Origin of the sequence: Psychrobacter sp. JCM 18902 (assembly GCF_904846615.1) — a bacterium.
In the GTDB taxonomy this organism is placed as follows: domain Bacteria; phylum Pseudomonadota; class Gammaproteobacteria; order Pseudomonadales; family Moraxellaceae; genus Psychrobacter.
In genome coordinates this window covers 1,325,843-1,350,633 of the sequence record NZ_CAJHBK010000001.1, presented here as the reverse complement: position 1 = coordinate 1,350,633, position 24,791 = coordinate 1,325,843, and the positions used below count along the sequence as shown (strand labels likewise).

At 43.5% G+C, this 24,791-nt stretch carries 22 protein-coding genes and 2 pseudogenes; 13 read left to right on the top strand and 11 right to left on the bottom strand.

The genetic code is table 11. From position 1 onward, the window contains the following. Nucleotides 1–410: 410 nt before the first annotated feature. The 8 genes and pseudogenes from JMY05_RS05530 to JMY05_RS05495 all read left to right on the top strand — a co-directional run bounded on the left by JMY05_RS05530 (nucleotide 411) and on the right by JMY05_RS05495 (nucleotide 7,826). Nucleotides 411–2,327, top strand: a complete 1,917-nt coding sequence (locus JMY05_RS05530; RefSeq protein WP_045446226.1) for an AmpG family muropeptide MFS transporter — start codon at nucleotides 411–413, stop codon at nucleotides 2,325–2,327. A 51-nt stretch (nucleotides 2,328–2,378) separates the two neighbouring features. After that, nucleotides 2,379–3,290 (top strand): peptide chain release factor N(5)-glutamine methyltransferase, encoded by a 912-nt coding sequence (gene prmC, locus JMY05_RS05525; protein WP_045446229.1) that lies wholly within the window; start codon nucleotides 2,379–2,381, stop codon nucleotides 3,288–3,290. 35 nt (nucleotides 3,291–3,325) lie between these two features. Continuing rightward, the gene (locus tag JMY05_RS05520; RefSeq protein WP_045446232.1) at nucleotides 3,326–4,120 is read left to right on the top strand and encodes a HesA/MoeB/ThiF family protein; all 795 of its coding nucleotides are present in this window, start codon (nucleotides 3,326–3,328) and stop codon (nucleotides 4,118–4,120) included. Between the two features lie 86 nt (nucleotides 4,121–4,206). Continuing rightward, a complete protein-coding gene (locus tag JMY05_RS05515; protein ID WP_227678116.1) occupies nucleotides 4,207–5,385 on the top strand; it encodes an ABC1 kinase family protein in 1,179 nt (392 codons plus the stop codon). 5 nt (nucleotides 5,386–5,390) lie between these two features. After that, nucleotides 5,391–5,672: pseudogene (locus JMY05_RS13825) on the top strand (helix-turn-helix domain-containing protein); the annotation flags it as partial. Continuing rightward, nucleotides 5,662–6,222: a transposase family protein gene (locus JMY05_RS05505; RefSeq protein WP_320157822.1), complete on the top strand. Its 561-nt coding sequence runs from the start codon at nucleotides 5,662–5,664 to the stop codon at nucleotides 6,220–6,222. The pseudogene JMY05_RS13825 and the gene JMY05_RS05505, both read left to right, overlap by 11 nt. A gap of 19 nt (nucleotides 6,223–6,241) precedes the next feature. Continuing rightward, nucleotides 6,242–6,475, top strand: a pseudogene (locus JMY05_RS05500) (AarF/ABC1/UbiB kinase family protein); the annotation flags it as partial. A 94-nt stretch (nucleotides 6,476–6,569) separates the two neighbouring features. After that, nucleotides 6,570–7,826, top strand: a complete 1,257-nt coding sequence (locus JMY05_RS05495) for a YbfB/YjiJ family MFS transporter (RefSeq protein WP_045447761.1) — start codon at nucleotides 6,570–6,572, stop codon at nucleotides 7,824–7,826. On the opposite strand, the gene JMY05_RS05490 is transcribed toward JMY05_RS05495, so the two are convergent. Further along, entirely contained in the window at nucleotides 7,823–8,311 is a 489-nt protein-coding gene (locus JMY05_RS05490; RefSeq protein WP_045447764.1) for an Lrp/AsnC family transcriptional regulator, read from the bottom strand. The genes JMY05_RS05495 and JMY05_RS05490 overlap by 4 nt on opposite strands. A 218-nt stretch (nucleotides 8,312–8,529) precedes the next feature. On the opposite strand from JMY05_RS05490, the gene leuA reads away from it, so the two are divergent. Both leuA and JMY05_RS05480 read left to right on the top strand, forming a co-directional pair. Beyond that, the gene (gene leuA, locus JMY05_RS05485) at nucleotides 8,530–10,314 is read left to right on the top strand and encodes a 2-isopropylmalate synthase (RefSeq protein ID WP_045447767.1); all 1,785 of its coding nucleotides are present in this window, start codon (nucleotides 8,530–8,532) and stop codon (nucleotides 10,312–10,314) included. 259 nt (nucleotides 10,315–10,573) lie between these two features. Then, nucleotides 10,574–11,194 carry a hypothetical protein gene (locus JMY05_RS05480; RefSeq protein ID WP_045447770.1) on the top strand — a complete coding sequence of 207 codons (621 nt, stop codon included), beginning with the start codon at nucleotides 10,574–10,576 and terminating at the stop codon, nucleotides 11,192–11,194. A gap of 114 nt (nucleotides 11,195–11,308) precedes the next feature. Here the strand turns inward: JMY05_RS05480 and accC are convergent, their stop codons facing one another. From accC to JMY05_RS05455, 5 genes are all read right to left on the bottom strand, one after another. Further along, complete coding sequence (gene accC, locus JMY05_RS05475) at nucleotides 11,309–12,670, bottom strand: acetyl-CoA carboxylase biotin carboxylase subunit (RefSeq protein ID WP_060490945.1); 1,362 nt, start codon at nucleotides 12,668–12,670, stop codon at nucleotides 11,309–11,311. Between the two features lie 154 nt (nucleotides 12,671–12,824). After that, complete coding sequence (gene accB, locus JMY05_RS05470; protein ID WP_045447773.1) at nucleotides 12,825–13,253, bottom strand: acetyl-CoA carboxylase biotin carboxyl carrier protein; 429 nt, start codon at nucleotides 13,251–13,253, stop codon at nucleotides 12,825–12,827. Between the two features lie 250 nt (nucleotides 13,254–13,503). Beyond that, nucleotides 13,504–14,871 carry an MATE family efflux transporter gene (locus JMY05_RS05465; protein ID WP_060490947.1) on the bottom strand — a complete coding sequence of 456 codons (1,368 nt, stop codon included), beginning with the start codon at nucleotides 14,869–14,871 and terminating at the stop codon, nucleotides 13,504–13,506. 457 nt (nucleotides 14,872–15,328) lie between these two features. Then, nucleotides 15,329–16,372 (bottom strand): hypothetical protein, encoded by a 1,044-nt coding sequence (locus JMY05_RS05460; protein ID WP_201614416.1) that lies wholly within the window; start codon nucleotides 16,370–16,372, stop codon nucleotides 15,329–15,331. Between the two features lie 148 nt (nucleotides 16,373–16,520). Beyond that, the gene (locus tag JMY05_RS05455) at nucleotides 16,521–17,015 is read right to left on the bottom strand and encodes an EVE domain-containing protein (protein ID WP_201614414.1); all 495 of its coding nucleotides are present in this window, start codon (nucleotides 17,013–17,015) and stop codon (nucleotides 16,521–16,523) included. A gap of 276 nt (nucleotides 17,016–17,291) precedes the next feature. Between JMY05_RS05455 and hemW the strand changes: the two genes are divergently transcribed. Further along, nucleotides 17,292–18,590 (top strand): radical SAM family heme chaperone HemW, encoded by a 1,299-nt coding sequence (hemW, locus tag JMY05_RS05450; protein WP_045447786.1) that lies wholly within the window; start codon nucleotides 17,292–17,294, stop codon nucleotides 18,588–18,590. Nucleotides 18,591–18,704: 114 nt separating this feature from the next. On the opposite strand, the gene JMY05_RS05445 is transcribed toward hemW, so the two are convergent. Then, nucleotides 18,705–18,845, bottom strand: a complete 141-nt coding sequence (locus tag JMY05_RS05445) for an entericidin A/B family lipoprotein (RefSeq protein WP_045447789.1) — start codon at nucleotides 18,843–18,845, stop codon at nucleotides 18,705–18,707. A gap of 304 nt (nucleotides 18,846–19,149) precedes the next feature. Here JMY05_RS05445 and JMY05_RS05440 point away from each other — a divergent pair, with 304 nt between their 5' ends. Then, on the top strand, nucleotides 19,150–19,722 hold the full coding sequence (locus tag JMY05_RS05440; RefSeq protein WP_045447792.1) for a tRNA (cytidine(34)-2'-O)-methyltransferase: 573 nt from the start codon (nucleotides 19,150–19,152) through the stop codon (nucleotides 19,720–19,722). 99 nt (nucleotides 19,723–19,821) lie between these two features. On the opposite strand, the gene JMY05_RS05435 is transcribed toward JMY05_RS05440, so the two are convergent. From JMY05_RS05435 to tusD, 4 genes are all read right to left on the bottom strand, one after another. Beyond that, the gene (locus JMY05_RS05435; RefSeq protein WP_201614412.1) at nucleotides 19,822–20,193 is read right to left on the bottom strand and encodes a TusE/DsrC/DsvC family sulfur relay protein; all 372 of its coding nucleotides are present in this window, start codon (nucleotides 20,191–20,193) and stop codon (nucleotides 19,822–19,824) included. Next, a complete protein-coding gene (locus JMY05_RS05430) occupies nucleotides 20,190–20,564 on the bottom strand; it encodes a hypothetical protein (protein WP_045447794.1) in 375 nt (124 codons plus the stop codon). The genes JMY05_RS05435 and JMY05_RS05430 overlap by 4 nt, the downstream gene beginning before the upstream one ends. Before the next feature lie 114 nt (nucleotides 20,565–20,678). Then, nucleotides 20,679–21,002 carry a hypothetical protein gene (locus tag JMY05_RS05425; RefSeq protein WP_045447797.1) on the bottom strand — a complete coding sequence of 108 codons (324 nt, stop codon included), beginning with the start codon at nucleotides 21,000–21,002 and terminating at the stop codon, nucleotides 20,679–20,681. A gap of 71 nt (nucleotides 21,003–21,073) precedes the next feature. Further along, nucleotides 21,074–21,490: a sulfurtransferase complex subunit TusD gene (tusD, locus tag JMY05_RS05420; protein ID WP_201614410.1), complete on the bottom strand. Its 417-nt coding sequence runs from the start codon at nucleotides 21,488–21,490 to the stop codon at nucleotides 21,074–21,076. 217 nt (nucleotides 21,491–21,707) lie between these two features. On the opposite strand from tusD, the gene glnE reads away from it, so the two are divergent. Continuing rightward, nucleotides 21,708–24,587, top strand: coding sequence for a bifunctional [glutamate--ammonia ligase]-adenylyl-L-tyrosine phosphorylase/[glutamate--ammonia-ligase] adenylyltransferase (gene glnE, locus JMY05_RS05415; RefSeq protein ID WP_201614408.1), 2,880 nt, complete (start codon nucleotides 21,708–21,710; stop codon nucleotides 24,585–24,587). Nucleotides 24,588–24,791 lie beyond the last annotated feature (204 nt).

Below are 24,791 nucleotides of genomic sequence, written 5' to 3'. Positions count from 1 at the left end.
GCAAGAATTTCTGGTTATTAAAGCATTAATTATTTATCAGGATAATGATTGACTAATCACAAGAGAAAGGGGTTTATATAAAACGGTTATGATGCAAAATGCGATATTTTCCTTATTTTTATACCCATTCTTAATATGAAAGCAAACCCTAGTCTATAAGCTAGGTTTTATTAACCAGTAGAAACAACGGTTAATGCAAAAATATCGTTAGAATGTCTAGTCAAGGTCAGCGTTCTCAAGTACCATAATTCAATTTTGTTGTAATGGCTGTATTTGTGCAACGTTAAGCAATTTTTATCGATCCCGTTTATCAGTGCTATTTATCAGTATCAGTTACCGATAGATGATACTAATGATTGATAAAAATTGTGCGCGGTTGTGTTCTTTTTCTTAAGTGCTAGTGAGCGATTATGTCTGCTGTCAAATCTGTGCCACCCAATCAACCAGCTGTCAAAAAATCATGGGGAGAGGCTGCAAAGGCTTATTTAGACCCTCGTGTCATTATCATGTTGTTTTTGGGCTTTTCAGCGGGTATTCCTATACTGCTTATTTTTTCAAGTTTATCACTTTGGCTTAGAGAGGCAGGCATTGATCGTAGTGTTGTGACCATGTTTAGTTGGGCGGCACTGGGTTATTCGTTTAAATTTATTTGGGCGCCATTAATAGATGCGCTTCCTGTGCCATTTTTGACTAAATGGTTGGGTCGTCGTCGCAGTTGGATGGTGGTATCACAGCTGCTTATCATATTTGCTATCTTTTTGATGGCAAATGTTAATCCAGTTAGTGAAGACGTTTTAGTCTACATGGCAGGCGCTGCGGTTTTGCTTGGCTTTTCTTCTGCCACCCAAGATATCGTGATTGATGCTTACCGCATCGAGCTTGCGCCGCCATCGATGCAGTCCATTCTATCCTCTATTTATGTGTCGGGTTATCGTATCGGCATGATCGTTGCGGGGGCAGGCGCGTTATATTTGGCAGATTTTTTTGGCTCGAATGAGACTTTTTATAGTTATGAGGCATGGCGAAATACTTACTACATTATGGCAGGTGTCATGACTTTAGGAGTATTAACCACGTTTGCCAGCTATGAGCCAACGGCTGAAACGTTGCAAACTAAAAAGCAAAAGGGTAACTTAAAAGTATTTCTTATTTATTCTGCTTTATTACTTATCCCAGGTCTGATTTTTGGCATTATTTATCTGATCAATATTTTGATTAATACAGTATTTGATAGCACATTGGCAATGATACCGTTAATGGTCATGCCAGCGATTAAGTTTTACTTTTTGGCATTGGTCGCTTGCGCACCGTTGCTGCTGTTGTATTTCATTATCAATCAACCAAAAATTATTAATAAAGCGCCATTGGTTGCGGAAACTCGTGAAGATTATGTGAGATTGGTGGCGCTATTCGTATTTTCTGTGATCGCTTTTATCGCCGCTTATATATTAATGGGACAAGTACTGCCAGAGTTTGAAGGAGCATTCTCCAGCTTCTTTGTTGAAACATTGCATCTGCTGATAAGCTTGGGTGTAGCGATAGTAGCAGGTTATGCATTGGTACAAGTAGGGTTGGTGAAAAAAGAAGTAGCCATGGCCACTTGGGTCGAGCCGATCTTGGACTTTTTTAGACGCTATGGCAAAAAGGCGTTATTACTATTGGCGCTCATTGGGCTATATCGAATTTCAGACATTGTGGCAGGCGTTATTTCCAACGTTTTTTATCAAGACATGGGCTTTAGTAAAACAGATATTGCCAATGCAGTGAAACTCGTCGGCGTGATTATGGCGATTGCAGGTGGGTTCTTAGGTGGGCTATTGGCACAGCGTTTCCGTATGATGCATGCCATGATGATTGGGGCGATTCTTGCGTGTGCGACCAATTTATTGTTTGTACTACTAACTTACAACCCAGGCAGTTTGCCGTTTATGTATGTTGCGGTCATATTTGATAACTTGGCAGCAGGGCTGGCGAGTGCCGTGTTTATTGCTTTCTTATCCGCTCTAACGTCTATTCGTTTTACGGCAGTGCAGTATGCGATTTTCTCTTCATTAATGACGCTCATTCCCAAGGTGATGGGCGGTTATTCAGGTGCTATCGTCGATAATATGGGCTATCCATTTTTCTTTATCTTTACTTTCGCTATTGGGATTCCGATTTTGGTATTGATTTACTTTGTTGATAAACATATCGTCATTGGTGATAACGATGATATTTATGGCGATGACAACAATGATGGAAGCGGCGGTAATGGAAGCAGTGATAAGTTGGCCAAGGCGAATCCAAACCTGACCGATACCAAAGAGCCAACACGCGCGTCAGAGTAGGCTAAGCAGTATTTTATTCTCATTGATTCATCATATTTTTAAGAGTTACTTATGACAGCATCGACCATTCGTCAGATAAAGCAGCACATTCAGCAATTGACGAATGAGGCTGCAAATAGCAAGCTACCGTCATTTTGGCTCACCGATTGGCTATTATATGTCATCGATAAGCCTGCGATATTTTTAATAACGCATGAAGATTATCAATTAACTGATAGTGAGTTTGAGCAATTTAATACAGGTGTAACAAAGATGCAGCAAGGAATGCCACTTGCCTATTTGATTGGTCAGCAAGAGTTCTGGTCGTTAAAATTCAGGGTCAATGAGCACACTTTAATTCCGCGACCTGATACTGAGATACTGATTGAGCAAGTATTAACTTGGATAAAATATCAGCCAAACAGTGTCAGCAGCCCAAAACGGTTACTGGATTTAGGGACAGGTTCAGGCTGTATTGCGATTAGTCTCGCTCACGAGTTAAATACGCAGCGTTCAGACAGTAAGGCAGAAAGCTGGCAAGTCGTTGCGGTGGATATGTCGCCAGAATCGCTCAAGGTTGCTCAGCACAATGCAGCTATCAATGATGTTGCTGATATTGAGTTTATACAAAGCAGTTGGTATGACGAGCTGCCCAGTCATGGCGAGCTATTATTTGATGTGATTGTGTCCAACCCTCCTTATATCGATGAGGAAGATGAGCATTTAGCACGCCTTGTAGCCGAACCTATTAGTGCCTTAAGTGCTCCCAATCATGGGCTTGCCGATATAGAGCATATCGTAGGACAGGCACCGAAATACTTGCGTGTCGGTGGGCTACTGGCTATCGAACATGGTTTTGACCAAGGTGATGCCGTTCGCAAGTTGTTTGTAGACAGTGACTTTGAATCTGTGCATACAGTACAAGATTATGGTGGTAATGATCGTGTTACGCTTGGTCAAATTAAGTCATCAGATTTTTGTTAGTAGACTTCTTTAATAATAGGTTATTGGTAATAAATATGGCGCACACATCAGATGAAGGGCAGTTGTTGGATGAAGAGCTGCTGCGTTATGCAAGGCAGATATTATTAGACGGTTGGGATATTGACGCTCAATTACGCTTAAAGTCAGCTCGTGTGGTCATGATAGGGGCAGGCGGGCTTGGTTGTCCTGCTTCTGAGACGCTGGTGCGTGCAGGACTTGGGCACATTCATCTGATAGATAATGACGTCATTGAAGCCAGCAACTTGCAGCGCCAAACGCTGTTTTTACCTGAGGATATCGGTAAACCTAAGGCGCTAACAGCTGCGCAAATGTTAGAGCGTATTAATCCTTTAATTACCGCGAGCGGTACAGTTGCAAGATTAAGCGAAGACAATGCTTATGAATTGCTCGATATGGCGACAGGCAAGCCAGACTTGCTTTTAGATTGCACCGATAATTTTGCTACGCGTGATGTCATCAATCGTATTAGCGTGCGCTATAAAATCCCGCTATTATCTGCCTCAGCGATTGCGATGCAAGGTCAGTTGGCGCTGTTTGAGCCGCAACTAAACACTGGTTGTTATCACTGCGTGTTTGGTTCGGTAGTGCTTGATGCAGCGGCTGACGAGCGTACGTGTGCCAACTCAGGTGTGCTAGCGAGTACCACTGCTATCATGGGTAATTTGCAAGCGAATGCTGCCCTGCAGTATTTGGGATTAACCAAAAATCCACTGACAAATAAGCTATTATTATGGGATGGTAGCCAGATGCAGCAACGGCTGATGGGCTATCGCCAAGATGCTGCGTGTCCTGTCTGTAGCAGTCATTAGTGATTGTTCGTTAGTGACTGTGTAATTTGTCATTATTTATAATCGCCTATTCTCAAAAACCTTTCTTATGACCATAGTTGTTTTTTATGAAAATTCATCGTCCGCATTTATTAAAGCATACCTTCAATGTCATGAACCGTGTTCGCCAAACAGCCAGCGTGGCAGGTTTATCTGCGTTGAGAGTGGCAAAAGGTGAAAAGCCTGATGCCACATTATTAAAAGAAACGTTTGAGCAGTTGGGCACGACTTATATCAAGATTGGTCAGTTTATCGCTAGTACGCCGTCACTGTTTCCACGCGAATATGTAAAAGCTTTTCAGAGCTGTTTGGATCAAACCACGCCATTGTCCTATGCTTATATCGAGCAGGTATTGAAAGAAGAGTTGGCGGTTGATGGTATGACGCTCGCTGATAAGTTCGCCCATATCGACTCAAAGCCACTAGCGTCAGCCTCTATTGCGCAAGTGCATGCGGCACGGTTGCATAATGGCGATGAAGTCGTATTAAAGGTGCAAAAGCCTGACGTCGAGACCATTATGCAAACGGATTTGGGCGTATTGCATGGGGTGACTAAGTTACTTGAGATTCTGATGCCGTCGATGAAGTTTGCCAGTATTGCGCCGATTATCGATGAGATCCGCCTGCGTATGCTTGCCGAGACGGACTTTATCGCTGAGGCACAAAACATCCGCGATTTTCAGCAGTTCTTAGCCGTATCAGGTAATACACGCGTGGTAGCACCCAAAGTATATGAAGAGCTGACGACCAAGCGTGTACTAACCATGAGCCGCTTGTACGGCGTCTCTATGGTCGATGAGTCGCTCATGCGTCAGTATTGTGCTGATCCTGCGCAAGTCATGGCGGATACCTTGAATACGTGGTTTGCCAGTCTCATGCTGTGCAACAGTTTCCATGCTGACCTGCATGCGGGCAATTTGATGCTATTAACCGATGGTCGTATTGGCTTCTTGGATTTTGGTATTGTCGGTAAGCTAAAAGCTGAAAGCTGGCGTGCGTGCATAGGTATGATGCAAGCCATGCAGGACAGTGACTATCAAGCGATGGCGCGCCATATGATTGATATGGAAATGACCCATGGTGGCAATAAAGTCGATGTAGTGGCATTGGGTAATGATTTGCAGCGTATGATGAAGACTATTATGGCGGAGGACAAATCCTTTACCAGTGGTGTGCCTTTTAATAGTAGACCTCTTGCAAAAGTAGCAAAGAGATTTAATATAAGAAACACATCCACAACTGGCTAGGAACCATGCCAAACATAGATAAACTACTCAAAAAAAATAATGCAGGCTTTAAACGCTATACAGGCATTCATAAAGCGACCTTCCATGAAATGCTGGATGCTATGCAGCAATGTGAAGCACAAAAGACTAAATCAGGTAGACCAAGCGTGCTTAGTCTTGAAGAACAAATACTACTAGCACTTACTTATTGGCGTGAGTATCGAACGCTGTACCACATCAGTATGGACTTTGGCATTCATGAATCGTCTGCCAGTCGTATCATTCGTAAAGTAGAAGATGTTCTTATTGATTCAGGCAAGTTTGAACTGCCTAAAAAGCTGCCTAGTAGAGTCGATGACGATATTAATTGGACAGTCGTCATCGTCGATGCCACTGAAACCCCAATTGAGCGTCCAAAAAAACCAAAGAGAGTACTACAGCGGCAAGAAGAAACAACACACCTTAAAAGCGCAAGTGATCGTCCACTGGAAAACAGGCTTAATATTAGATATTCAAACGTCCAAAGGGTCAGTGCACGATTTTAAGCTGTATAAAGATACTTGTCCTGACTGGCTTCCTTGTGACACTAAACTATTAGCCGATAGTGGCTATCAGGGTATTGCAAAGTTACATGAACAAAGCTTCACCCCCTTTAAAAAGCCACGTGGTGGTCAGCTGTTAGCGCTCTGCAAACAAGCCAATCACTATCTGGCTAAGTTTCGTATTATGGTTGAGCACAAAATAGGCTTAATCAAGTTGTTCAAAATCGTGGCTCATAAGTATCGCAACCGTCGTCAGCGTTATGATCTTAGAATGAAGCTATTCGCCAGTGTTGTTAATTTAGAGCTTGGTTTGTGACTTTTGCAAGAGGTCTAGTAAAGAGCAAGCCGATGAGCTAAATAAAATGATGCTTGAGATTGTAGAAGTCGGTAAGCGCCATGGCATACATTTCCCACGTGACTTTGCTTTATTGACCAAGCAGATGCTCTATTTTGATCGCTTTATGCGTACGCTGGCACCTGATATGGATATGTTTAGTGATCAACGCGTACAAATGCTAGGACACACAGAAACAGATGTGACCATGCCACCAACAGTAAACGTATCGTAGTTTTCGCTTGTATGTTTGATTATTAATCTGCCGCTGCTCTTGAATGCTCTAACACAAAGGATTGTGTGCTAATGGCCGCAAAAATGGCTCTGTCATGATGACTGCTCTCAAAAGCCGTGCTTTTCCTCATATTACCAATGAAGCTGCCATTGCCTGTATCGGTATGTACTGCATGGCAGTCGTCATGGGCTATGGACGCTTCCTCTTTACTGCCACCTTGCCCGATATTATGGTGCAACTGTCGATTTCAACGACGATTGCAGGCTGGCTTGCCTCTATCAATTACATCGGTTATTTTATCGGTGCCCTCATCGCCATGTTTGTGCCTCAGCGTTCAACGTGGCAAGCACTGACACTGTGGGCGATTGTAAGTGTCGTCACAACGATGCTACTTGTCGTACCTGATATGTCATTAACTGTATGGTATCTCATTCGTCTAATCGCAGGTATTGCAAGCGGGGTAGCGATGATTTTAAGCTCATCGTTTGTGATTCAAAGCTTAAGTCCTGAACGCCGCTCTGTACTGTCGGCAGTACACTACGCAGGTATTGGCGTCGGTATCAGTGCCTCTGCCATACTGACGTGGTGGTTGTTAATATTGGGCTATCATTTTAATGTCATTTGGTTGGTAGCAGGCTTTACAAGCTTACCTCTGGTATGGCTACTCTATGCGGTAAAACCAAGACAAGCACAGGGTCCCGACTTGCTGCAGACTGATCTTAAACAGCACGTGTCAGTGTATCAAACCTATTTGAGCTTTAAGCGCGCTTTGTATGAGGCCATTGCTGGTCATCGTAAGGCTATTGCTTTGCTGTCAGCGAGCTATGTACTGGCAGGCTTTGGTTATATTACCTCTGCGACTTTTTTGCCAGTCATGGCAGCACAGCGCCTTACGACGCAGACGTATGCTGGATTGCTTATTTGGCTAGTCGTTGGTGTATTTGCGATGTTATCAAATCCACTGTGGGGCGCACTTGCCAAGCGAATTGGTGAAATTAAAACGTTAATAGGCTTAACGATATTACAAGCATTTGGGATGTGCCTGCCCATATGGTTCGACGGCGCTATTGGTTTGTACGGCAATGCTGCTATTTTAGGTTTGACCTTTGTGGGTATGGTTTCGATGACGCTCACTTTGATTAAAAATATCAATCCTGCTTACTCAAATTTGCTGATAGGATTGGCAACTTTGGCTTATGCATTGGGTCAGTTTTTGGGACCATTGGTGACGGTAGCATTGGCAGGGCAGGACGACAATTTCAATGCAGGGTTACTCGTTGCCGCCGCTGGATTGATGGTTGGATTGGTGCTGTTGCTATTGTTTCGTCGACAGCCACCGACTACCATTTAAACCACACTACGATTAAATATTTCTCGTAGCTCAAAACTGGTATGCACTTGAGCGACACCTTCGATACGATTGAGCCTATGTAATAAAAACTCCTCATAATGTGCCATATCGCGTACTCTTACCTTGATAAGGTAGTCTTCTGTACGACCCGTGACAATGCTACAGCTAATGACTTCATCAAAGCTCTGAATCTTACGCTCAAATTGCTCAAAGCGTTCAGCCGTATGGCGGTCCATACTAATCGCGATAAAGACGGCGAGCGGGTAGCCAAGTTTTTGCGCATCTGTTTTGGTGTGATAACCCGTGATAATACCAGCATCTTCTAAGCGTTTAATACGGCGTGCACAAGGCGTGGCTGACAGGTTGACGCGTTCGGCAAGCTCGGTGATACTCATACGTGCCTGAGTTTGCAATACGCGCAAGAGCTGTCGATCGATCTCATCAATATCGGCTAAATGTGGACTATCAAGATGACTGTTTGGCATGATCTGTTGCTTTATTAGTGGATTCAGCTAATTATACTGATTAAATTGTATTTTTTCACTAAAATAGTGCCATATATTATCAAAGAAAGCTGATTTCTATTGCATAAACTCTGATATTATTATGGTATAAATATTGGTTATCTCGTATGATAAACATTGATCTAATCACCAGCCGTCCAGCTAAAAACATAAATTCCCATATCATCTAAGGATTGATTATGTCTGACCAAGCCAAACGCACTGTAGCCTCAACGACTGCAAAGATTACACCCAAAAATGCCGCTTTTGATTATAAAAAGTATCGTCCATTTGCTTTTGCGCCATCGCTGTCAGATCGTACTTGGCCGAGCAAAACGATTGAAAAGTCACCAATTTGGGCAAGTGTGGATCTGCGTGATGGCAATCAAGCACTGATTGACCCGATGACGATCGAACAAAAAATGCGTTTTTTTAAAACGTTGGTTGAGGTTGGTTTTAAAGAAATTGAAATTGGCTTTCCATCAGCGGCGCAGGTTGAGTTTGATTTTGCTCGTAAACTTATCGAAGAAAATCACGTCCCAGACGATGTGACTTTGCAGGTATTGGTGCAGGCTCGTGAGCATTTGATTGCCCGTACGTTTGAGTCATTGAAAGGCGCGAAGCGTGCGATTGTCCATGTTTATAATTCAACGTGCCGTGTACAACGTGAAAAGGTCTACGGTAAAGACAAAGCTGAGATTAAAGAAATTGCCATCACTGGTGCCAAGCTATTACAGAAGTATGCGGCACAGTATCCTGAGACGGAATGGGTGTTCCAATATTCACCTGAGAGCTTTAGTCAAACAGAAACTGAATATGCCGTAGAAGTCTGTGATGCGGTCTGTGAAGTATGGCAACCACAACAAGGGCAGGAAGTTATTTTAAACTTGCCAGCGACGGTTGAAGCGTCTATGCCCAATGTTTTTGCCGATCAAGTGGAGTATTTTTGCCGTCATCTTGCCCAGCGCGAGCATGTCATTATCAGCTTGCATACACATAATGACCGTGGCTGTGCGGTTGCAGCAGCAGAGCTTGGGGTATTAGCGGGCGCCGATCGTATCGAAGGTACGCTATTGGGTAATGGTGAGCGTACGGGTAATATGGATATCATGGTCATGGCGATGAACTTGTTTAGTCAAGGTATCGATCCAGAGCTTGATTTTAGTAATATGAGCGAAATTGTACAAGTGGTCAGCGAATGTAACAATTTGCCCTTACATCCGCGTCATCCATACGTCGGCGAATTGGTCTTTACGGCCTTTAGCGGCTCGCATCAAGATGCCATCAAAAAATCTCTCGATTATAACGAAAAGCATCAAAACGAGACGGATAACGTTTGGGATGTGGCTTACTTGCCAATTGATCCGGCGCATATCGGACGTAGTTATCAGGATGTGGTACGTATCAATAGTCAGTCTGGTAAAGGCGGTGTGGCTTATATCTTGCAGCGCAACTATGGCTTTAATTTGCCGCGCTGGATGCAAATTGACTTCAGCGGCGTGGTACAGAAGCAAGCTGAATCAGCTGCTCGTGAATTGCAGAATGATGAAATTTTACAGACCTTTGAAGATACGTATCTACAGCAAGGCAGTTTTGAGCTATTAGATTATACGGTCAATAATAAAGGCGGTGAAGTCTACTTTACTGGTCAAGTACAAATGAATGGGGACATCATTAATATTGATGGCACTGGTAATGGTCCATTATCATCGTTTATAGACGGACTTGCCCAGCACACTGGTAAATCGATACATGTCATCAACTACGCTGAGCATGCAATTAATCCGCAGCACAATAGCGGTGATGGCATCGATGATGATACCAATAATGACAACAAAACCAATGCCAATGCCGCTGCTTACATTCAGTTGAATGTTGATGGTGAAGTTTATTCTGGCATTGGTACTTGCAGCAGTACTGTATCAGCGATGCTTAAAGGCGCATTATCAGCGTTTGCTCAAGCAGTTAGTACTGCCACTGCTTAATGTTTTTATGATCGTCTTAATAACTTGTAGCTATAACGCTGTCGCTTCTTGTCTTTGGCAAGTAAAGCGATGGCGTTATTTTTTGCATGAAAAACGACAGTCTATATGCAGAAAGTAGACATTTATAACTATCGCCTATCTTGCAGTTGGTTAAAGCATCGCGACTAATAGCATAATGTTACTTGTGTTTTTGATGTCTAAGACTTACGCTAATGTACATAACTCATATTATTATATTATTATAAACAAAAGGTTAATTATGGAACCTATCTCACTTGCTTCATTTTCATTGGCTGCTATTTTGGCGTCATTGCCAGTAAATGGCGAAGTGGTCACTAAACCGACTATTACTACTCATATCAGCCCAGCTATCGCAGGACAATGGGAAATCGACTTAGACAGTAGTATCACGATGACTAAAGAAGCCAAAGCCAGACAAGCTGTAGCAAAAGAGCTGAACCAGACAAAAAGTGATGAGCCAAAAGTGACTGCTGGCACAGAAGGCGGTGTCCTTGTGCAGAGTGAAAAGCGCGTCCTTAATATTAAGCCCAATACCAACAACCAGTTAACGGCTTCTGCCAAAAAAGCAAACCAGTGTCGCGAGCTATACAATTTTGCGGCCGATAATGAGATGTGGGCAGTGAGTGGCAAAGAGTGGACATATGGTCGTTACCTAATCACGCATCGCGAAGAAGGGCTGCCCATTATTGCGCTAAAAACAGTCTATGACAACAATGAGGTAGATTGTTCAGGTAACCAAATCGACCAAACTGACGAAGCATTGATTGCGTTTTTAAACCACGATGGCAACCAAATGCAGTGGTGTACGGATCCTGATGGTAATGAATGCTTTATGAATTTTAATAGAGTGTTGCCATAGCACTTTATCGTTAATCATAAGACTTAAAACCATTTTTCCTAAAATAGAAATATAAAAAAACCGCTATCTAAATAGGTAGCGGTTTTTTTATGCTCAACAATAAATCAAAGTAGGTTATACATCCGCCTTCTTTTTATTGCCAGTTAGAAGTTCTCTTTCAAGGTAATGAATATTTTGTGCTTCGTGAATAAAATTGTCATCTGCCAAAATGACATCGCGATGCAGCGGGATATTGGTTTTAATACCTTCAATTACCAATTCATCGAGTGCATGCAGCGTCTTAGAGACGGCTTGCTGGCGCGTTTGACCATGGCAGATAAGCTTGCCAATTAATGAGTCATAATAGCTTGGAATCTCGTAGCCCGGGTAGAGGTGCGAGTCAAAGCGTACACCAGCACCACTGGGGGCAAATAACTGAGTGACTGTGCCAGGACAAGGCATAAAGGTCGCTGGATCTTCAGCATTGATACGACATTCAATGGCATGGCCTTGAATCTCAATCTCGCTTTGACGATAAGACAAACCGTAGCCGGCTGCGATTTTTAGCTGTTCGACGACCACGTCGATGCCAGTAATCATCTCAGTTACCGGATGCTCAACTTGCACACGAGTATTCATCTCAATAAAAAAGTATTCATTATTTTCAAATAAAAACTCAAAAGTACCCGCACCGCGATATTTCACCAACTCACATGCTTTAACGCAAGCATCCAAGATAGGCTGACGTACATCATCAGGGATATCAGGCGCAGGGGCTTCTTCTAATACTTTTTGGTGGCGACGTTGCAATGAACAATCTCGATCGTATAAGTGAATGGCATTACCATTACCATCGCCAAGCACTTGTATCTCTACGTGGCGCGGATTTTGTAGGTAGCGTTCCATATACACGGTATCATCGCCAAACCACAGCTCAGCTTCTTGCTTAGCAGCCTGTACTTGACCAATGACTTCTTCAAAGCGCTCAACCACGCGCATACCGCGACCGCCGCCGCCAGAAGCGGCTTTAATCAATAACGGAAAGCCGATATGGCGTGCTTGCTCTTCAGCATTATGCAACGTTACCGCGCCCACTGAACCAGGGACGGTCGGTACGCCAGCTTTTTTCATTGCATTAATGGCAGAGACTTTATTGCCCATTAATCGAATATGGTCAGCATTAGGACCAACGAAAGTGAGACCTGCTTCTTCGACGCGTTCAGCGAATTCAGCATTTTCAGCCAAAAAACCATAACCCGGATGGATAGCGTCGGCACCAGTGATTTCAGCTGCGGTTAAAATAGTATTGATATCAAGATAGCTTTGATTGGCATTGGGTTTGCCAATACAGATTGCCTCATCAACAAAGCGCAGGTGCATCAAGTTTGCATCAGCTGTGGAGTAGACACCGACGGTCTCTATGCCAAGGGCTTTGCAGGCTCGAACGATACGTAGGGCAATCTCACCTCTATTGGCGATGAGCAGTTTTTTTATCATGGGGTCATCCTTGTCGAAGCGGCGGTCATTGATAGAGTCGTTATTTTAGGCACCATTAAATTGAGCTACAATAAAGATAAAATAACTCAAGCTAAAATGCCAAATGATAACGAAATCTCTATCATAATGAGGTAAAGGTTGGTAAACAGTGTCGTTAAGCTCTATAGCGTATGACGGGTTGACCAAACTGTACCACTTCGGAGTTATCGACTAAGATTTCGTCAACGACACCACTTTGCGTTGCCTCAAGAGGATTCATAATTTTCATGGCTTCGATGATGCCCAATGTGTCACCAGCTTGCACCTTTTGTCCGACCTTTACGAATGGCGGGTCATTAGGGCTAGGTGCTGAGTAATAAACACCAACCATCGGCGATGTCTCAACGCTACCCGCTTTTACCGCTGGCTTTGCTTCAGCAGTGATAGGGGCAATGCCAGCAGCAGGTGCGGCCATCATGGTCGGTGCAGGCGCATCATAGTGACGAGTTAAGCTGATGTGTTCATCATCTGAGCTGATTTCTAAATTAACCAGTTCACTTTCTTCCATGAGGGCGATTAGGGTGCGTATTTTTTCAATATCCATAGTTTTAATTTTGCCTTCTACTAATTTCAAGAAATAGTGTAACTAAATATTGTGTAGGTAATTGCTAATGATACCTATATTCATGGCAATGAGCAATCGATGTACAGTTGTTAACTGAGTTTTTTTACATATTATGACGTAAGCATTTCTTACGAGTAAGAAATGCTTAATGATTTATCATAGTCTATGTGACCATGTAGCGCTAGTCATGGTTAGTAGATACTGCATTTACATCAGTATAGCTGATGCATTAACCCCACATCGCCGTCAGACGCTTTTGTTGATAGCGCAGGCGTAGGGTGAGTAGAATAGACGATAAAAATAAACCCGTGATTAATGCCATCCAAAACCCTTGTGCGCCTATATCGGTGAAGCGCACCAAATAAACACCGAGTGGCAATGCTACCAGCCAGTAACAGAACAACGTGACCCACATTGGTATCGTGGTGTCTTGCATGCCGCGCAATATACCAGCGACGTTGACTTGCCAGCCATCGAACAGCTGATAACCAAGGGCAAAAATAAGTAAATGCATAGATTGCGTGATAACGGCTGGGTTATCAGAGAATGCAGCTGCCAATTGTGGCCTAAATAGCCAAATACCAAGCATACACGTGAGTGCAATCAATACTGTCCAGATAAGACCAGTGGCTTGCACTTGACGTAACGCCATGAGGTTTTTTTCGCCAAAACGATTGGATACCATGATTGTCAGTGCCATCGCGACCGATATCGGAATCATAAACAGCTGGGAGGTCACTGCTAATGCCACCTGATGCGATGCGGTTGCTAGCTCACCTAATGGACTGATAACAAGAGCGCCCAAGCTGAACAAACTGGCTTCAAAAAAGATAGAGATACCAATCGGAATACCAAGTTTAAGGAGCTTTTTAATCTGTGCACGGTTAGGGCTGGCAAAGGCATAAAAGAAGCGCGTGCTGGCAAACTGCTGTCGCTTAGTAAAGCTGGTATAAGCCGCCAGTAATAAAACATTTATCCATAACACTATTGCCGTTGCGACCCCGCAGCCTGCGCCGCCCATTTCGGGCATGCCAAACAAACCGTGGATAAAAATATAGTTAAGGGGGATATCGGCAAGTAGTCCGATAATACTAATCACTGTCACCGGCTCAGGTCGCCCAAGTGCTTCGCAATAACTGCGTAGTACCGCATAGACTGCCAGTGCGGGAAAACCAAACGACACGCCATGCAAATACTGCGTTGCTATCGGTTGGATATTTTCAGGCACACCCATGATCCCAAGTACATTGGGTGCTAAATTAACGATGATAAAGCCCATAATACCAATGACACTGGCGGTCCATAAAGACTGCTGCGTGATATGCGGTACTTGATGGTGCTTATTTTGACCAATCGCCTCACCAATAAGAGGGGTGGTGGCGATTAAAATACCAGTGGCTAATAAAAACAGCGGCAGCCAAATACCAGAGCCAACGGCGACGGCAGCCAAATCAAGCGCGGAGACTTGACCTGCCATGATAGCATCGACCACACCAAGTGCTGCTTGGCAAAACTGAGTAATTAAAATAGGAAGCGCGAGCACGCCTAAGCGTAAGCTGTAGCTTTTAAAATCTCTAAAAGATAATGGGAAAACCATAGTGAGCAACTTTTTATTCTTTGCGGTAATTATGATAGATGAGCAAATATTGCCATCAACAAAACAATAGCGAGACGGTCATACCATGACCAAAAATTTGAGCAGAAAAGCAAATGAGAACACGCCCTAAGCAAGTTTAACCAAGCCAATCCAGTTTTTTGGATGGATGTAAAAGGGGGAGTCGTGCCGACGATAATACTCCGATAAATAATATGAGCAAGCCTATATAGACAGAGTATGCAAAAAAAAAGGCAGGCACAAAAATCAAAATAACCCGTCAATCCAAGCAGTGGATTGACAGGTCATAAATAAATAGAATGGTAAAGAAGCCACGCTATGATGTCAACGCTTTAAAAGCGTTATATAGCTCTTAAAAACTGACTGTGAAAGGTAATCGATTCCATAGAGTGTGCACTTGACGATAACCATTCTAACTTATAGGCGCATCAGCACGTATTTATAGCGACTCAGGCAAATCTTGCACCACTGCTTGATAGCCAATCAAGGTATTACTGGCATCAAATGCTTGCACGACAATCACGTAATTGGTGGACATGGCTGGAATGACAGGGGCAAACTGTGTTTCAAGATTACTTAATATCACATTCTGCACATAGCCGTTGGCACCAGACTCGGCTTTGTTGACATCAATTTGGCTGACCAGTAAATACTTGGTATTGGCAGGATTTTGCCAAGTGACGGTCTTTTGATTGCCATTACCGATGACATCAAGAGTCATTTTGCCCAGACTATAATCAAGTGGGTAAGTCTTAAAATTAGAGCGATCGCTAATGGTGTAAGTGACATTGCAATTTTTTTCGCTACTGGTTAGTTTTTTACCGCCGATGCCATCCTGATACTCAAAGCTACCTCTCCAAGGTGATCCTGCTGCTTTTTCCTCAAAGCTCCCCGCAAAGGTGGTTAATAAGTTTGGTGTTTCTATGCCCAAATCATTGACATATTTAATGTCTAAAAACGCTAACGTATCGAGACTGCCTGTTATTTTACCCGCGATATAGTTGTCAACCTTAATGGCTGAGTTGATGCCCAGAGTGTTGTTTTCTTGGCAGGCTTGCTGCTGATAACTAACGCTACCATCTACGCTGCCAGCGCCATCTTTTTTGCTGATGTCAAAGTAAACAGCACCGATATCGATATCGTCGTTGTCACCATCGTCAATCTCAATGAAGTGTCCGACATATAAACCGCCGCGACCGCCTTCTGGGGTTATTTTATCCAAGAAATTATCGAGTGATTCTTCTGGTAAAAATACCGACTCCAGAATCTCGGCCATGGATTTTTCATCATCGCTCAGCTTATCTTCGACTTCTTTATACTTCTCTTTGACCTTGTCTTCCAAACGATCATATTCATTGTTCACCTGATCTTCTATTCGGTCATATTCGTCTTTGATCTTGTCCCCGTCACTGCCACAAGCGCTAAGAGTAAGACTGAACATGCTGACAGTTAATACAGATAATAGTAGTTTTGGTGCGCTCATAAGCGAGTCCTGATAATGGGGATAAAGGTGTGATAAAGAAAATCGAGAAATGAATTGTTGAGCATAAATCGCAAATATAGCAAATTTTTTGCAGGCAGCGCATCAATAAGTGTTCGTTGATAACACTAAAAACCTTACTCAATCGTTACTATCTAACCACTGGTTGCTCAGATAGTAGATGAAGGGTTTCTGCCATATCCATAATGGCGTACCAGTGTTTGGCGTCTAGTGGAATCACGGTAAGTTGCTCACAGCCTTTTCTCATTAATAATGAATCCTCAAGTGCGGGTAAAAATTTAAGGGCTGATAGTGGTAGAATATCAATGAACGCTTGCTCAAAAGTGACGTCTACCATATACCATCGTGGCTCATCTTCGGTGGCAATAGGATCGTAATGACGGTGCTCAGGATGGAACTGGCAAGGGTCAGGGTAGCCTGCTTTGCTTACCGTCATGATGCCAGTGACGCCAGACGGCTTAGCGCTAGAGTGATAAAAGAATACCTTATCGCCGACCTGCATCTCGTCACGCATGAAGTTACGAGCGCGGTAATTGCGCACACCATCCCAACTGTCTGTCTCCAGGCGTTGCAAATCATCAATACCAAAAAACTTGGGATTGGACTTCATTAACCAATAAGCCATATCTTTATCCTATTTATCATTATCAGCCATTCATTATTTGCAATATCACTGTATGCAATGACATTTAATACAATGACATTTAATGCCACCATTCTTCACTATTTTGCCTATAAAAGTACAGGGTTAACATGAATGTTTGTGATTGGTTTTGTTATTGATCGGCTTTTCTTTAAGATAGCCTTTTTTTTAATCACATTAGCCGTTATCCTAGCGCTACTTTCTGCTAGTGACAGCAGTCATTCATTTATGTAACCTTTTTTATAGATACCTTCGTTTATGTCAAATATTACACCTGCTCATTTTTCTGATAATCTCAGCATCTCTAATAATACTGCGAGTGGGATACAGGTAAGCGCCATCCCACTGGCGCTTTATATTCATATCCCGTGGTGTGTCAAAAAATGCCCTTATTGTGATTTTAATTCGCATGAGCTGCCGATGGATATGCAACTATCTATGTATGACGAATATGTGGATGCGCTGCTGTCAGATGCCGCCATGCAGCAGTCGTTAACCCAAGCGCGTGAAATCAGTTCAATTTTTATCGGTGGTGGTACGCCTTCACTGCTACCCATTGCGCAATACCAGCGATTGTTTACTGGCTTACGCAACATCTTTAAGTTTGCTGACGGCATTGAAGTGACGATGGAAGCCAATCCGGGCACGCTTGAGCATGCGCCTTTTTCCCAATATTTAGAGGTGGGCATCAATCGTTTGTCGATAGGTGTACAAAGTTTTGCTGCTGATAAGCTCAAAACCCTTGGTCGCATACATGACCCTGCACAAGCATTGTCAGCGATTCGTGCGGCGCGCGCGGCTGGGTTTGAGCGAGTCAATGTCGATTTGATGCATGGGCTGCCGCAGCAAACGATGAATGAGGCGCTGAACGATATCCAGATGGCACACGATGCTGGGGCGACGCATATCTCTTGGTATCAATTAACGATTGAGCCCAATACCGTGTTTTACCGTAGCCAACCAATTTTACCAGATGAGGATAACTTGGCAGATATTGAGCAGGCAGGTCAAGCGTTGTTGCAGCAATTGGGCTACTGCAATTACGAAGTATCCGCGTGGGCAGGCGCGTCAGATAAGGCATGCCGTCACAATGTTAATTACTGGCAGTTTGGTGACTACCTAGCGATTGGTGCGGGCGCGCATGGTAAAGTAACGATTGCTCATGAAGCATCAGCATTAACAGAGAATCGCTTAAAGAATGACTTGCTAGCAGATTCTGGTATTTATCGTTTTAGTAAATCACGATTGCCTAAAGATTATGTGGATTATCAAGATAACACTGATTCTTCTGTTAAACAAAACGCACCAAAAATGGTGGGTTGGCAGGAAATTGACAGTGATGAATTGGTCAGTGAGTTTATGCTGAATGCGCTACGTCTACATGACGGGGTCGCTTGGTCGATGTTTACTGCAAGGACAGGGCTTAGTGATGATGATATTGCTGTACAAGTGGCGCAATTGATTACTCAGGGATTGCTAGTAGACAATACTGAGCGGCTACAGCCAACGCTATTGGGTCAACGTTATCTCAATCAGATATTGCGAGCCTTCTTATAATTGGAGATATTCACGGTGTCTTTACTATCAGTCTTTACGATCGAAAAATAAAGTTATAAAAAAAGGCTTATCACATAAACGATAAGCCTTTCAAATACGCAAAAAAATCAATACTTAGATTTTATTTTGTACGTCTTGAGCGCCGCCAGTAACAGCTTCGCCAGCGCTTGATACGTCTTGGCCCAAACCTTTGAAAGTGTTGCAACCAGTTAGAACAAACATAGCAGTTAAAGATGCGATGATTAATTTTTTCATAATAGAATCCTAAAAAATGGGTCGTTATAAATAATAACAGTGATGCTCTAAGCATTAGGCTTGAGCCTCACTGAGGGGTTATTGGATAAGATAATAATTGATAAATACTATCTCGATATCCGTTAGAGACATCATAGTGAAAGTTAAAAACTGTGCAAGGTATCAAAATGTAATTATTGGCAGTAAACTGTAACTTTTAATTACCTTTTGCTCAGAAATTCAAATAACCATCATTTTAGTAGAGTCTGTCCACGTTATCTCGGATCGACGATAATACGCAGATTTGACGACTTAAGGAGTCGATATGATCACCCATATTGTGTTGGTAGCGCCAAAAATGCCTAGTAACACGGGCAATATTATCCGCTTATGTGCCAACACGGGCGCGCAGCTACACTTGGTCAGGCCATTAGGGTTTGAGCTTGATGATAAAAAGCTACGGCGTGCAGGTTTGGATTATCATGAATACGCGCACCTACAAGTACATGATGATTGGGCGGCAGCAAAACTGGCGCTACAGGCAGCGGATTGTCATATTGTCACAGCATTGACCACCAAACTGAGCAAGCCTTTTTATGACTATGACTTTGGTGGGCAACAGATGGCTGCCGAATCTGATCGTGCTTTGATGCCTGAGCAGATACCTAATGTCGCCTTAGTATTTGGCTCTGAAACAGCAGGTTTGGCAGATGATATACGTGAAGATATTGGCGCTGATCACTGGTTGCGATTGCCTATGCTGGCTGATTCACGCAGTTTAAACTTATCGAATAGTGTGGCGATATGTCTGTATGAGGTCTGGCGTCAGCAAGGTTTTACTGGTGATGAAGGTCGTAGTATCGGATATGAGACGTTGACAGTGTACGATCCAAAATAGCCATGCATTTTTTACTGATTGCAGGCGATGATCCAACATTCAGGTATTCATCGCCATTCATAACCCCTTATCAATCATATATCTTATAAGCCATATATCTTACAAACAGTTGGGTGGTTTGGGCAGACCGGCAAGGCGATTGACATGGCGGGCAACCAAGCCAGTGTTGAATAACTGCTGTAGTTTCTGATTGCTGATATCATGCTCTGGCAAGGTTTTCTGTAACCATTTAATCAGTGGGCGCGTGGCTGGTGCGTGATTAAACTGAGTAAAAAATGCCCGTACCTGTTGTAAAATTTGTAAATGCTCAGTTTCTAGATGCACCTCTAGAGTGTTGGCCAATTGCTGAGCGACTTCAGGGGTCCAGATATTATGGTCACATAAATGACCGTCTTGATCCAATTCAACGTTGATTGCCGCTGTTATAGCATGATTGGTTATATCGTGATTGATCGTATTATCGTTATTCATAGGGCAATGGTCACTACTTTATCAAACCCCGCATTATTAGCATCGGTATTACTAACACTGGTATTACTAAAATTGGTACTCTGAGTTAGATTGACCCACTCTTCATCTGTTAACAGCTCACTCAGTTTGGTTTCTAGATTGAGCTTCGCACTGGTATTGGTACTCAGCTGCGCCACATCATCGACTAAGGCATAAATATTTGCGATGCCTTGTATTTCACTGTCATTCAAATATGCATCAAGCCAACTGATAAAAGCCACGGTGCTACCAAGCAAGAGAATACTGTCACCAGTGCGCCATGTCCGTGACATCTCATCGACACTGCGCCTGAGCATATCCATTGTGCTGTGTATTTGATATAAAGTTGCCATAACAGTGTCCGATTCGTTGCTAGATTTAGGATAAGGCGTGTCCTCATTCTCATCTCTATTTTTAAAATGAGGACACGCCCTAGTATTTAAAGTATTACAAATAAAATTGCGAGGCTAAAAGCTTAGTATTTGCTCAAAATCTGAAGCGTTCACCACTTCAGGTATCAATGTCAATTGTGAAGCCAAATCAATAGGCAGCATACCCGTGACCCACCCGCTAAAGACATCGTCAGGTAGCCAAGCGGCTGGCATGTCATATAGCTCAAGCGACTGAATCATGCCATGCAAACGCGACGCAGGCTGCATCAATAAGCCAAAAACAGGCGCATCCAAATACAGCTGTACTTCATGACCAAAGGTGGCTAGCGTTAATGCAAGCGCACAGCCTTCATAACTCGCCATTTCAGTCGGCGTGAGCAGCTGAATTAATAATTTCATGGTTAATTCCTAATCTAATTGGTCGCTGACAGTTATTATCATAAGATGTAATCTGTCTGCACGGCAAGTCATCAAAATTGCATCAAACGACAGTCGCCTTGCATCATCATCGCAAGCTCACTCAGTCCGACCAGTGAAAAGCCGGTGGCAAGGTTGTCACCATTAAGTTGATGGCGTTTGCTGTTATCCGTGTCGCTAATGCCGCGACTGAGTGCAGTACTGACACAGACAGGCAGCGCTAACTGGAACTGCTCAGCGAGCGTTTGCCATTCTTTGGTCAAATTAATTTGATCCGCCGACTGCCAGCGTAAACCATTGGCAGTATGAGCTGCATCGCCATAAAAAAACACGTTTAAGGTGACATTATCATTGGTATCTTTATTATTGGCGGCATTTGTCAGATAAGCGCGTGCATAACGTAGCGCTAAATGGGCAAGTGGGTGGCTAGGATCAGCAGTAATCAGAAGCAATGGGGTCATGGTTGTCATAAGAGCTCTTTTCAATCATCTGCGCTAAAGTTGTTTATGCTACCATAAAGTGCTCAAAAGCAAATAGGGTCACTGTCATTAAACGTAGTTTTATATTAAATATCTGACATATTGCGTATCGTTAGTTGATGCTGTGACTGCTTCGTAAGAAAAAACGATAAACTTATGCGCTAAGTTCACGTAGTCTTATCTCTCTATGCAAGGAGTTATGTTCCCTATGTCACCCGCTATGCCTTCACGTGCAACCTATGGTACAGATTGTCAGTATACAACCGAACAGCTGCATATATTGCAGACGGCAAGCGAGTTCGCTTATCAAATTTGGGAGAGTCGAACGGTTTCATGCCAAACGTTTTTACGTAGCTACCCGTTAGATCGAACCTTAACTCGGCAGCAAATCGATGATTTGATTCAAGATTATACGTTAGATGATAATTACCAACTTGCTGATGAAGTGAAGGTGATGAGTGGCCTGCGTCATCTACGTACACTGCTGATGATGCGCTGGATTTGGCAAGATGCCTTACAACTGATAGCACTTGAGCAATTGACCGACGAGCTGTCTGAGTTTGCAGACGGCTGTATCTCATTTGCCAAAGATTATACCTACCAGCATTTGATTAAACAGTACGGCGAACCGACTTTTGTCAATGCTAAAGGTAACGTGCAAATTGATGACATGGCGATTATGGCGATGGGTAAGCTTGGCGCTCATGAGCTGAACCTATCGAGTGATATCGACCTTATCTTTGTTCATCAGGCTCGTGGTGTAACCAGCGGTGATAAATCAAAAGGCACGCGCAGCATAGATAATAAGCGGTTTATGACAAGGCTTGGTCAAGGTATTATTAAATTACTGGATCAAAAGACGGCTGATGGCTTTGTCTTTCGGGTCGATATGCGTTTGCGCCCTTGGGGTGACGGTAGTGATTTGGCCATTCATCTGTCCGCATTACAGAAGTACTTCTCTCAACATGGACGTGCATGGGAGCGTTTTGCATGGCTAAAAGCGCGAGTAGTCGGGCAGCTAGAACAGCCGTTTTATGATGAGATACAAGCGCTCATTAAGCCCTTTGTTTTCCGTTATTACGTGGATTATAGTGCTTTTTCAGCGCTCAGGGAGATGAAATCCCTTATTCAAAACCAAGTCGCTCAGCGGGAGGATTTGGATAACATCAAGCTGGGTGCTGGTGGTATCAGAGACATTGAGTTTATTGTGCAGGCCTTTCAGTTGATTTATGGTGGCAGGCATCCTCAATTACAGGTGAAATCTTGTTTACAAGCAATGCAGGTATTACATAAGCTTGAGTATCTAGAGAGGACTACTTATCAAGAGCTCCAAGCCGCGTATCGTTTTTTACGTCGGCTTGAACACGCCATTCAAGCGATTAATGATCAACAGACTCAGCGCCTGCCACATGATCCGCAGTGGCAGTATAACTTGGCGGTTACCCTTGGGTTTGACGAGTGGAACGCACTGTTAGATACCCTCAACCACCACCGAGACAATGTCAATGTTCCCTTTGAGCGTATGGTGACCGAACGTCAGGTACCGGATCATGAAGACACAGATCTTGAGCCCGAACATCTTGATGAACAGATTGCACGATTGAATGATGTGCTAACGGCAGAAAACCGAGTGCTATTACAAGATTTTTGGCAGTCAAAGATGGTCGCTAACTTAAGCGATGAGGCTCGCGAGCGGTTGGATGACGCTTATCCTGTGATTATCCATGCGTTACTCGCTCATCAAGAGCAGCAGCAATTGGCCAATACCGCTTTGCCGCGTCTCATTACATTACTCGAAGCGATTTGTCGTCGTTCTATCTATTTGGTGATGATTGCAGAAAATCCCAATGCGACAATTGAGCTGATACCCATGCTATCGGCCAGTCCTTGGATTGCCAAAGAGTTGGCACATTATCCTGTGCTCTTAGATACTTTTTTACAGCAGCGCTATCGCCACTTGCCGGACAAGCCAGAGTTGCGTGATATTTTGCGTCAACAACTATTGCGCGTAGAGCCTAATGACGAAGAAGAGCTGCTCAGCGTATTAAGACTATTTAAGAAGAACCAAGTGTTGGCGGTTGCCGCCAGTGATGTATTGGCTGAGCGTCCGATTATGAAGGTGTCGGATTCTCTCACTTATATCGCAGCGGTGGTACTAGAAGCCGCATTAGAACGGGCTTTTGCAGAAATTGTCAAACGCTACGGCTATCCTATTGGTCAAGATGGCGACCCAGTGACTGAGGCAGACTGCGGTTTTGCCATCATTGGTTATGGCAAGCTTGGCGGGCTAGAGCTGTCGTATTCTTCAGATTTGGATCTGGTGTTTTTGCATAAGATAAAAGAGCAGGGCATGACTACGGGTGAAAAATCAGTCAGCGGTATGAAGTTTGCTGCCCGTTTGGTACAAAAGCTGATGAACTATCTCAACACCCAAACTCGAGATGGCCGCGCTTATGAGATTGATATGCGTCTGCGCCCCTCAGGTAATGCTGGCATGATGGTGGTGTCTTGTCATGCTTTTGAAACCTATCAGCTAGAAAAGGCATGGTCGTGGGAGCATCAAGCCTTGGTACGGGCACGAGCGATTTGCGGTGACAAGCGAGTGACGGCCCGCTTTTGTGATATTCGCCGAGACGTATTATCATTACCGCGCACGATAGAGCAGGTGCGTACAGAAGTCACCAGTATGCGTATTAAGATGCAAAAACATCTGGGCACCAGTCAATGGCAACAACAAGCAGGTAAGTTTCATCTTAAACAAGATGCAGGCGGGATCATCGACATCGAGTTCTTAGCGCAATTTGCAGTATTGGCTTATTCGCATGAGCATCCAAGCCTGACCAAATGGAGCGACAACGTTCGTATTTTCGAAGAAGTGGCATCACTGGGTATTTGGGAGGAGCAAGTCTGCCAAGATTTAACGGATGCCTACCTCAGAATTCGTGCTGCTACTCATCAATTGGCACTATCAGAGCAATCGCTATTGGTGGATGAGTCACTGTGGAAAGAAACACGAGCATTAGTACAAGCGCAATGGCAACATTTGATGGGTGTTAATTTGGCAGATGACGATTCGCCCAATTCTTAAGAAGGTTTTTGCTTATAAATAATAGCCTGTGATACTCAAACTAAAAGATTTCATTTGCTAGCACCGCCAGTGATATAATCGGCGACACATTACGATAAAGCTGTCAGTTGTTGGTTATTTCTTAGTAAGGATAACACTATATTTTAGCAATAAAATTTGACGCTGCGGTGTTATCATATGATGTTGATAGATACGATTAATTAA

Bases quoted from the DNA above. Each gene is read 5' to 3' on its own strand.
- JMY05_RS05530 (WP_045446226.1), top strand. From the start codon at position 411: ATGTCTGCTGTCAAATCTGTGCCACCCAATCAACCAGCTGTCAAAAAA.
- prmC (WP_045446229.1), top strand. From the start codon at position 2,379: ATGACAGCATCGACCATTCGTCAGATAAAGCAGCACATTCAGCAATTG.
- JMY05_RS05520 (WP_045446232.1), top strand. From the start codon at position 3,326: ATGGCGCACACATCAGATGAAGGGCAGTTGTTGGATGAAGAGCTGCTG.
- JMY05_RS05515 (WP_227678116.1), top strand. From the start codon at position 4,207: ATGAAAATTCATCGTCCGCATTTATTAAAGCATACCTTCAATGTCATG.
- JMY05_RS05505 (WP_320157822.1), top strand. From the start codon at position 5,662: ATGTTCTTATTGATTCAGGCAAGTTTGAACTGCCTAAAAAGCTGCCTA.
- JMY05_RS05495 (WP_045447761.1), top strand. From the start codon at position 6,570: ATGATGACTGCTCTCAAAAGCCGTGCTTTTCCTCATATTACCAATGAA.
- JMY05_RS05490 (WP_045447764.1), bottom strand. From the start codon at position 8,311: ATGCCAAACAGTCATCTTGATAGTCCACATTTAGCCGATATTGATGAG.
- leuA (WP_045447767.1), top strand. From the start codon at position 8,530: ATGTCTGACCAAGCCAAACGCACTGTAGCCTCAACGACTGCAAAGATT.
- JMY05_RS05480 (WP_045447770.1), top strand. From the start codon at position 10,574: ATGGAACCTATCTCACTTGCTTCATTTTCATTGGCTGCTATTTTGGCG.
- accC (WP_060490945.1), bottom strand. From the start codon at position 12,670: ATGATAAAAAAACTGCTCATCGCCAATAGAGGTGAGATTGCCCTACGT.
- accB (WP_045447773.1), bottom strand. From the start codon at position 13,253: ATGGATATTGAAAAAATACGCACCCTAATCGCCCTCATGGAAGAAAGT.
- JMY05_RS05465 (WP_060490947.1), bottom strand. From the start codon at position 14,871: ATGGTTTTCCCATTATCTTTTAGAGATTTTAAAAGCTACAGCTTACGC.
- JMY05_RS05460 (WP_201614416.1), bottom strand. From the start codon at position 16,372: ATGAGCGCACCAAAACTACTATTATCTGTATTAACTGTCAGCATGTTC.
- JMY05_RS05455 (WP_201614414.1), bottom strand. From the start codon at position 17,015: ATGGCTTATTGGTTAATGAAGTCCAATCCCAAGTTTTTTGGTATTGAT.
- hemW (WP_045447786.1), top strand. From the start codon at position 17,292: ATGTCAAATATTACACCTGCTCATTTTTCTGATAATCTCAGCATCTCT.
- JMY05_RS05445 (WP_045447789.1), bottom strand. From the start codon at position 18,845: ATGAAAAAATTAATCATCGCATCTTTAACTGCTATGTTTGTTCTAACT.
- JMY05_RS05440 (WP_045447792.1), top strand. From the start codon at position 19,150: ATGATCACCCATATTGTGTTGGTAGCGCCAAAAATGCCTAGTAACACG.
- JMY05_RS05435 (WP_201614412.1), bottom strand. From the start codon at position 20,193: ATGAATAACGATAATACGATCAATCACGATATAACCAATCATGCTATA.
- JMY05_RS05430 (WP_045447794.1), bottom strand. From the start codon at position 20,564: ATGGCAACTTTATATCAAATACACAGCACAATGGATATGCTCAGGCGC.
- JMY05_RS05425 (WP_045447797.1), bottom strand. From the start codon at position 21,002: ATGAAATTATTAATTCAGCTGCTCACGCCGACTGAAATGGCGAGTTAT.
- tusD (WP_201614410.1), bottom strand. From the start codon at position 21,490: ATGACAACCATGACCCCATTGCTTCTGATTACTGCTGATCCTAGCCAC.
- glnE (WP_201614408.1), top strand. From the start codon at position 21,708: ATGTCACCCGCTATGCCTTCACGTGCAACCTATGGTACAGATTGTCAG.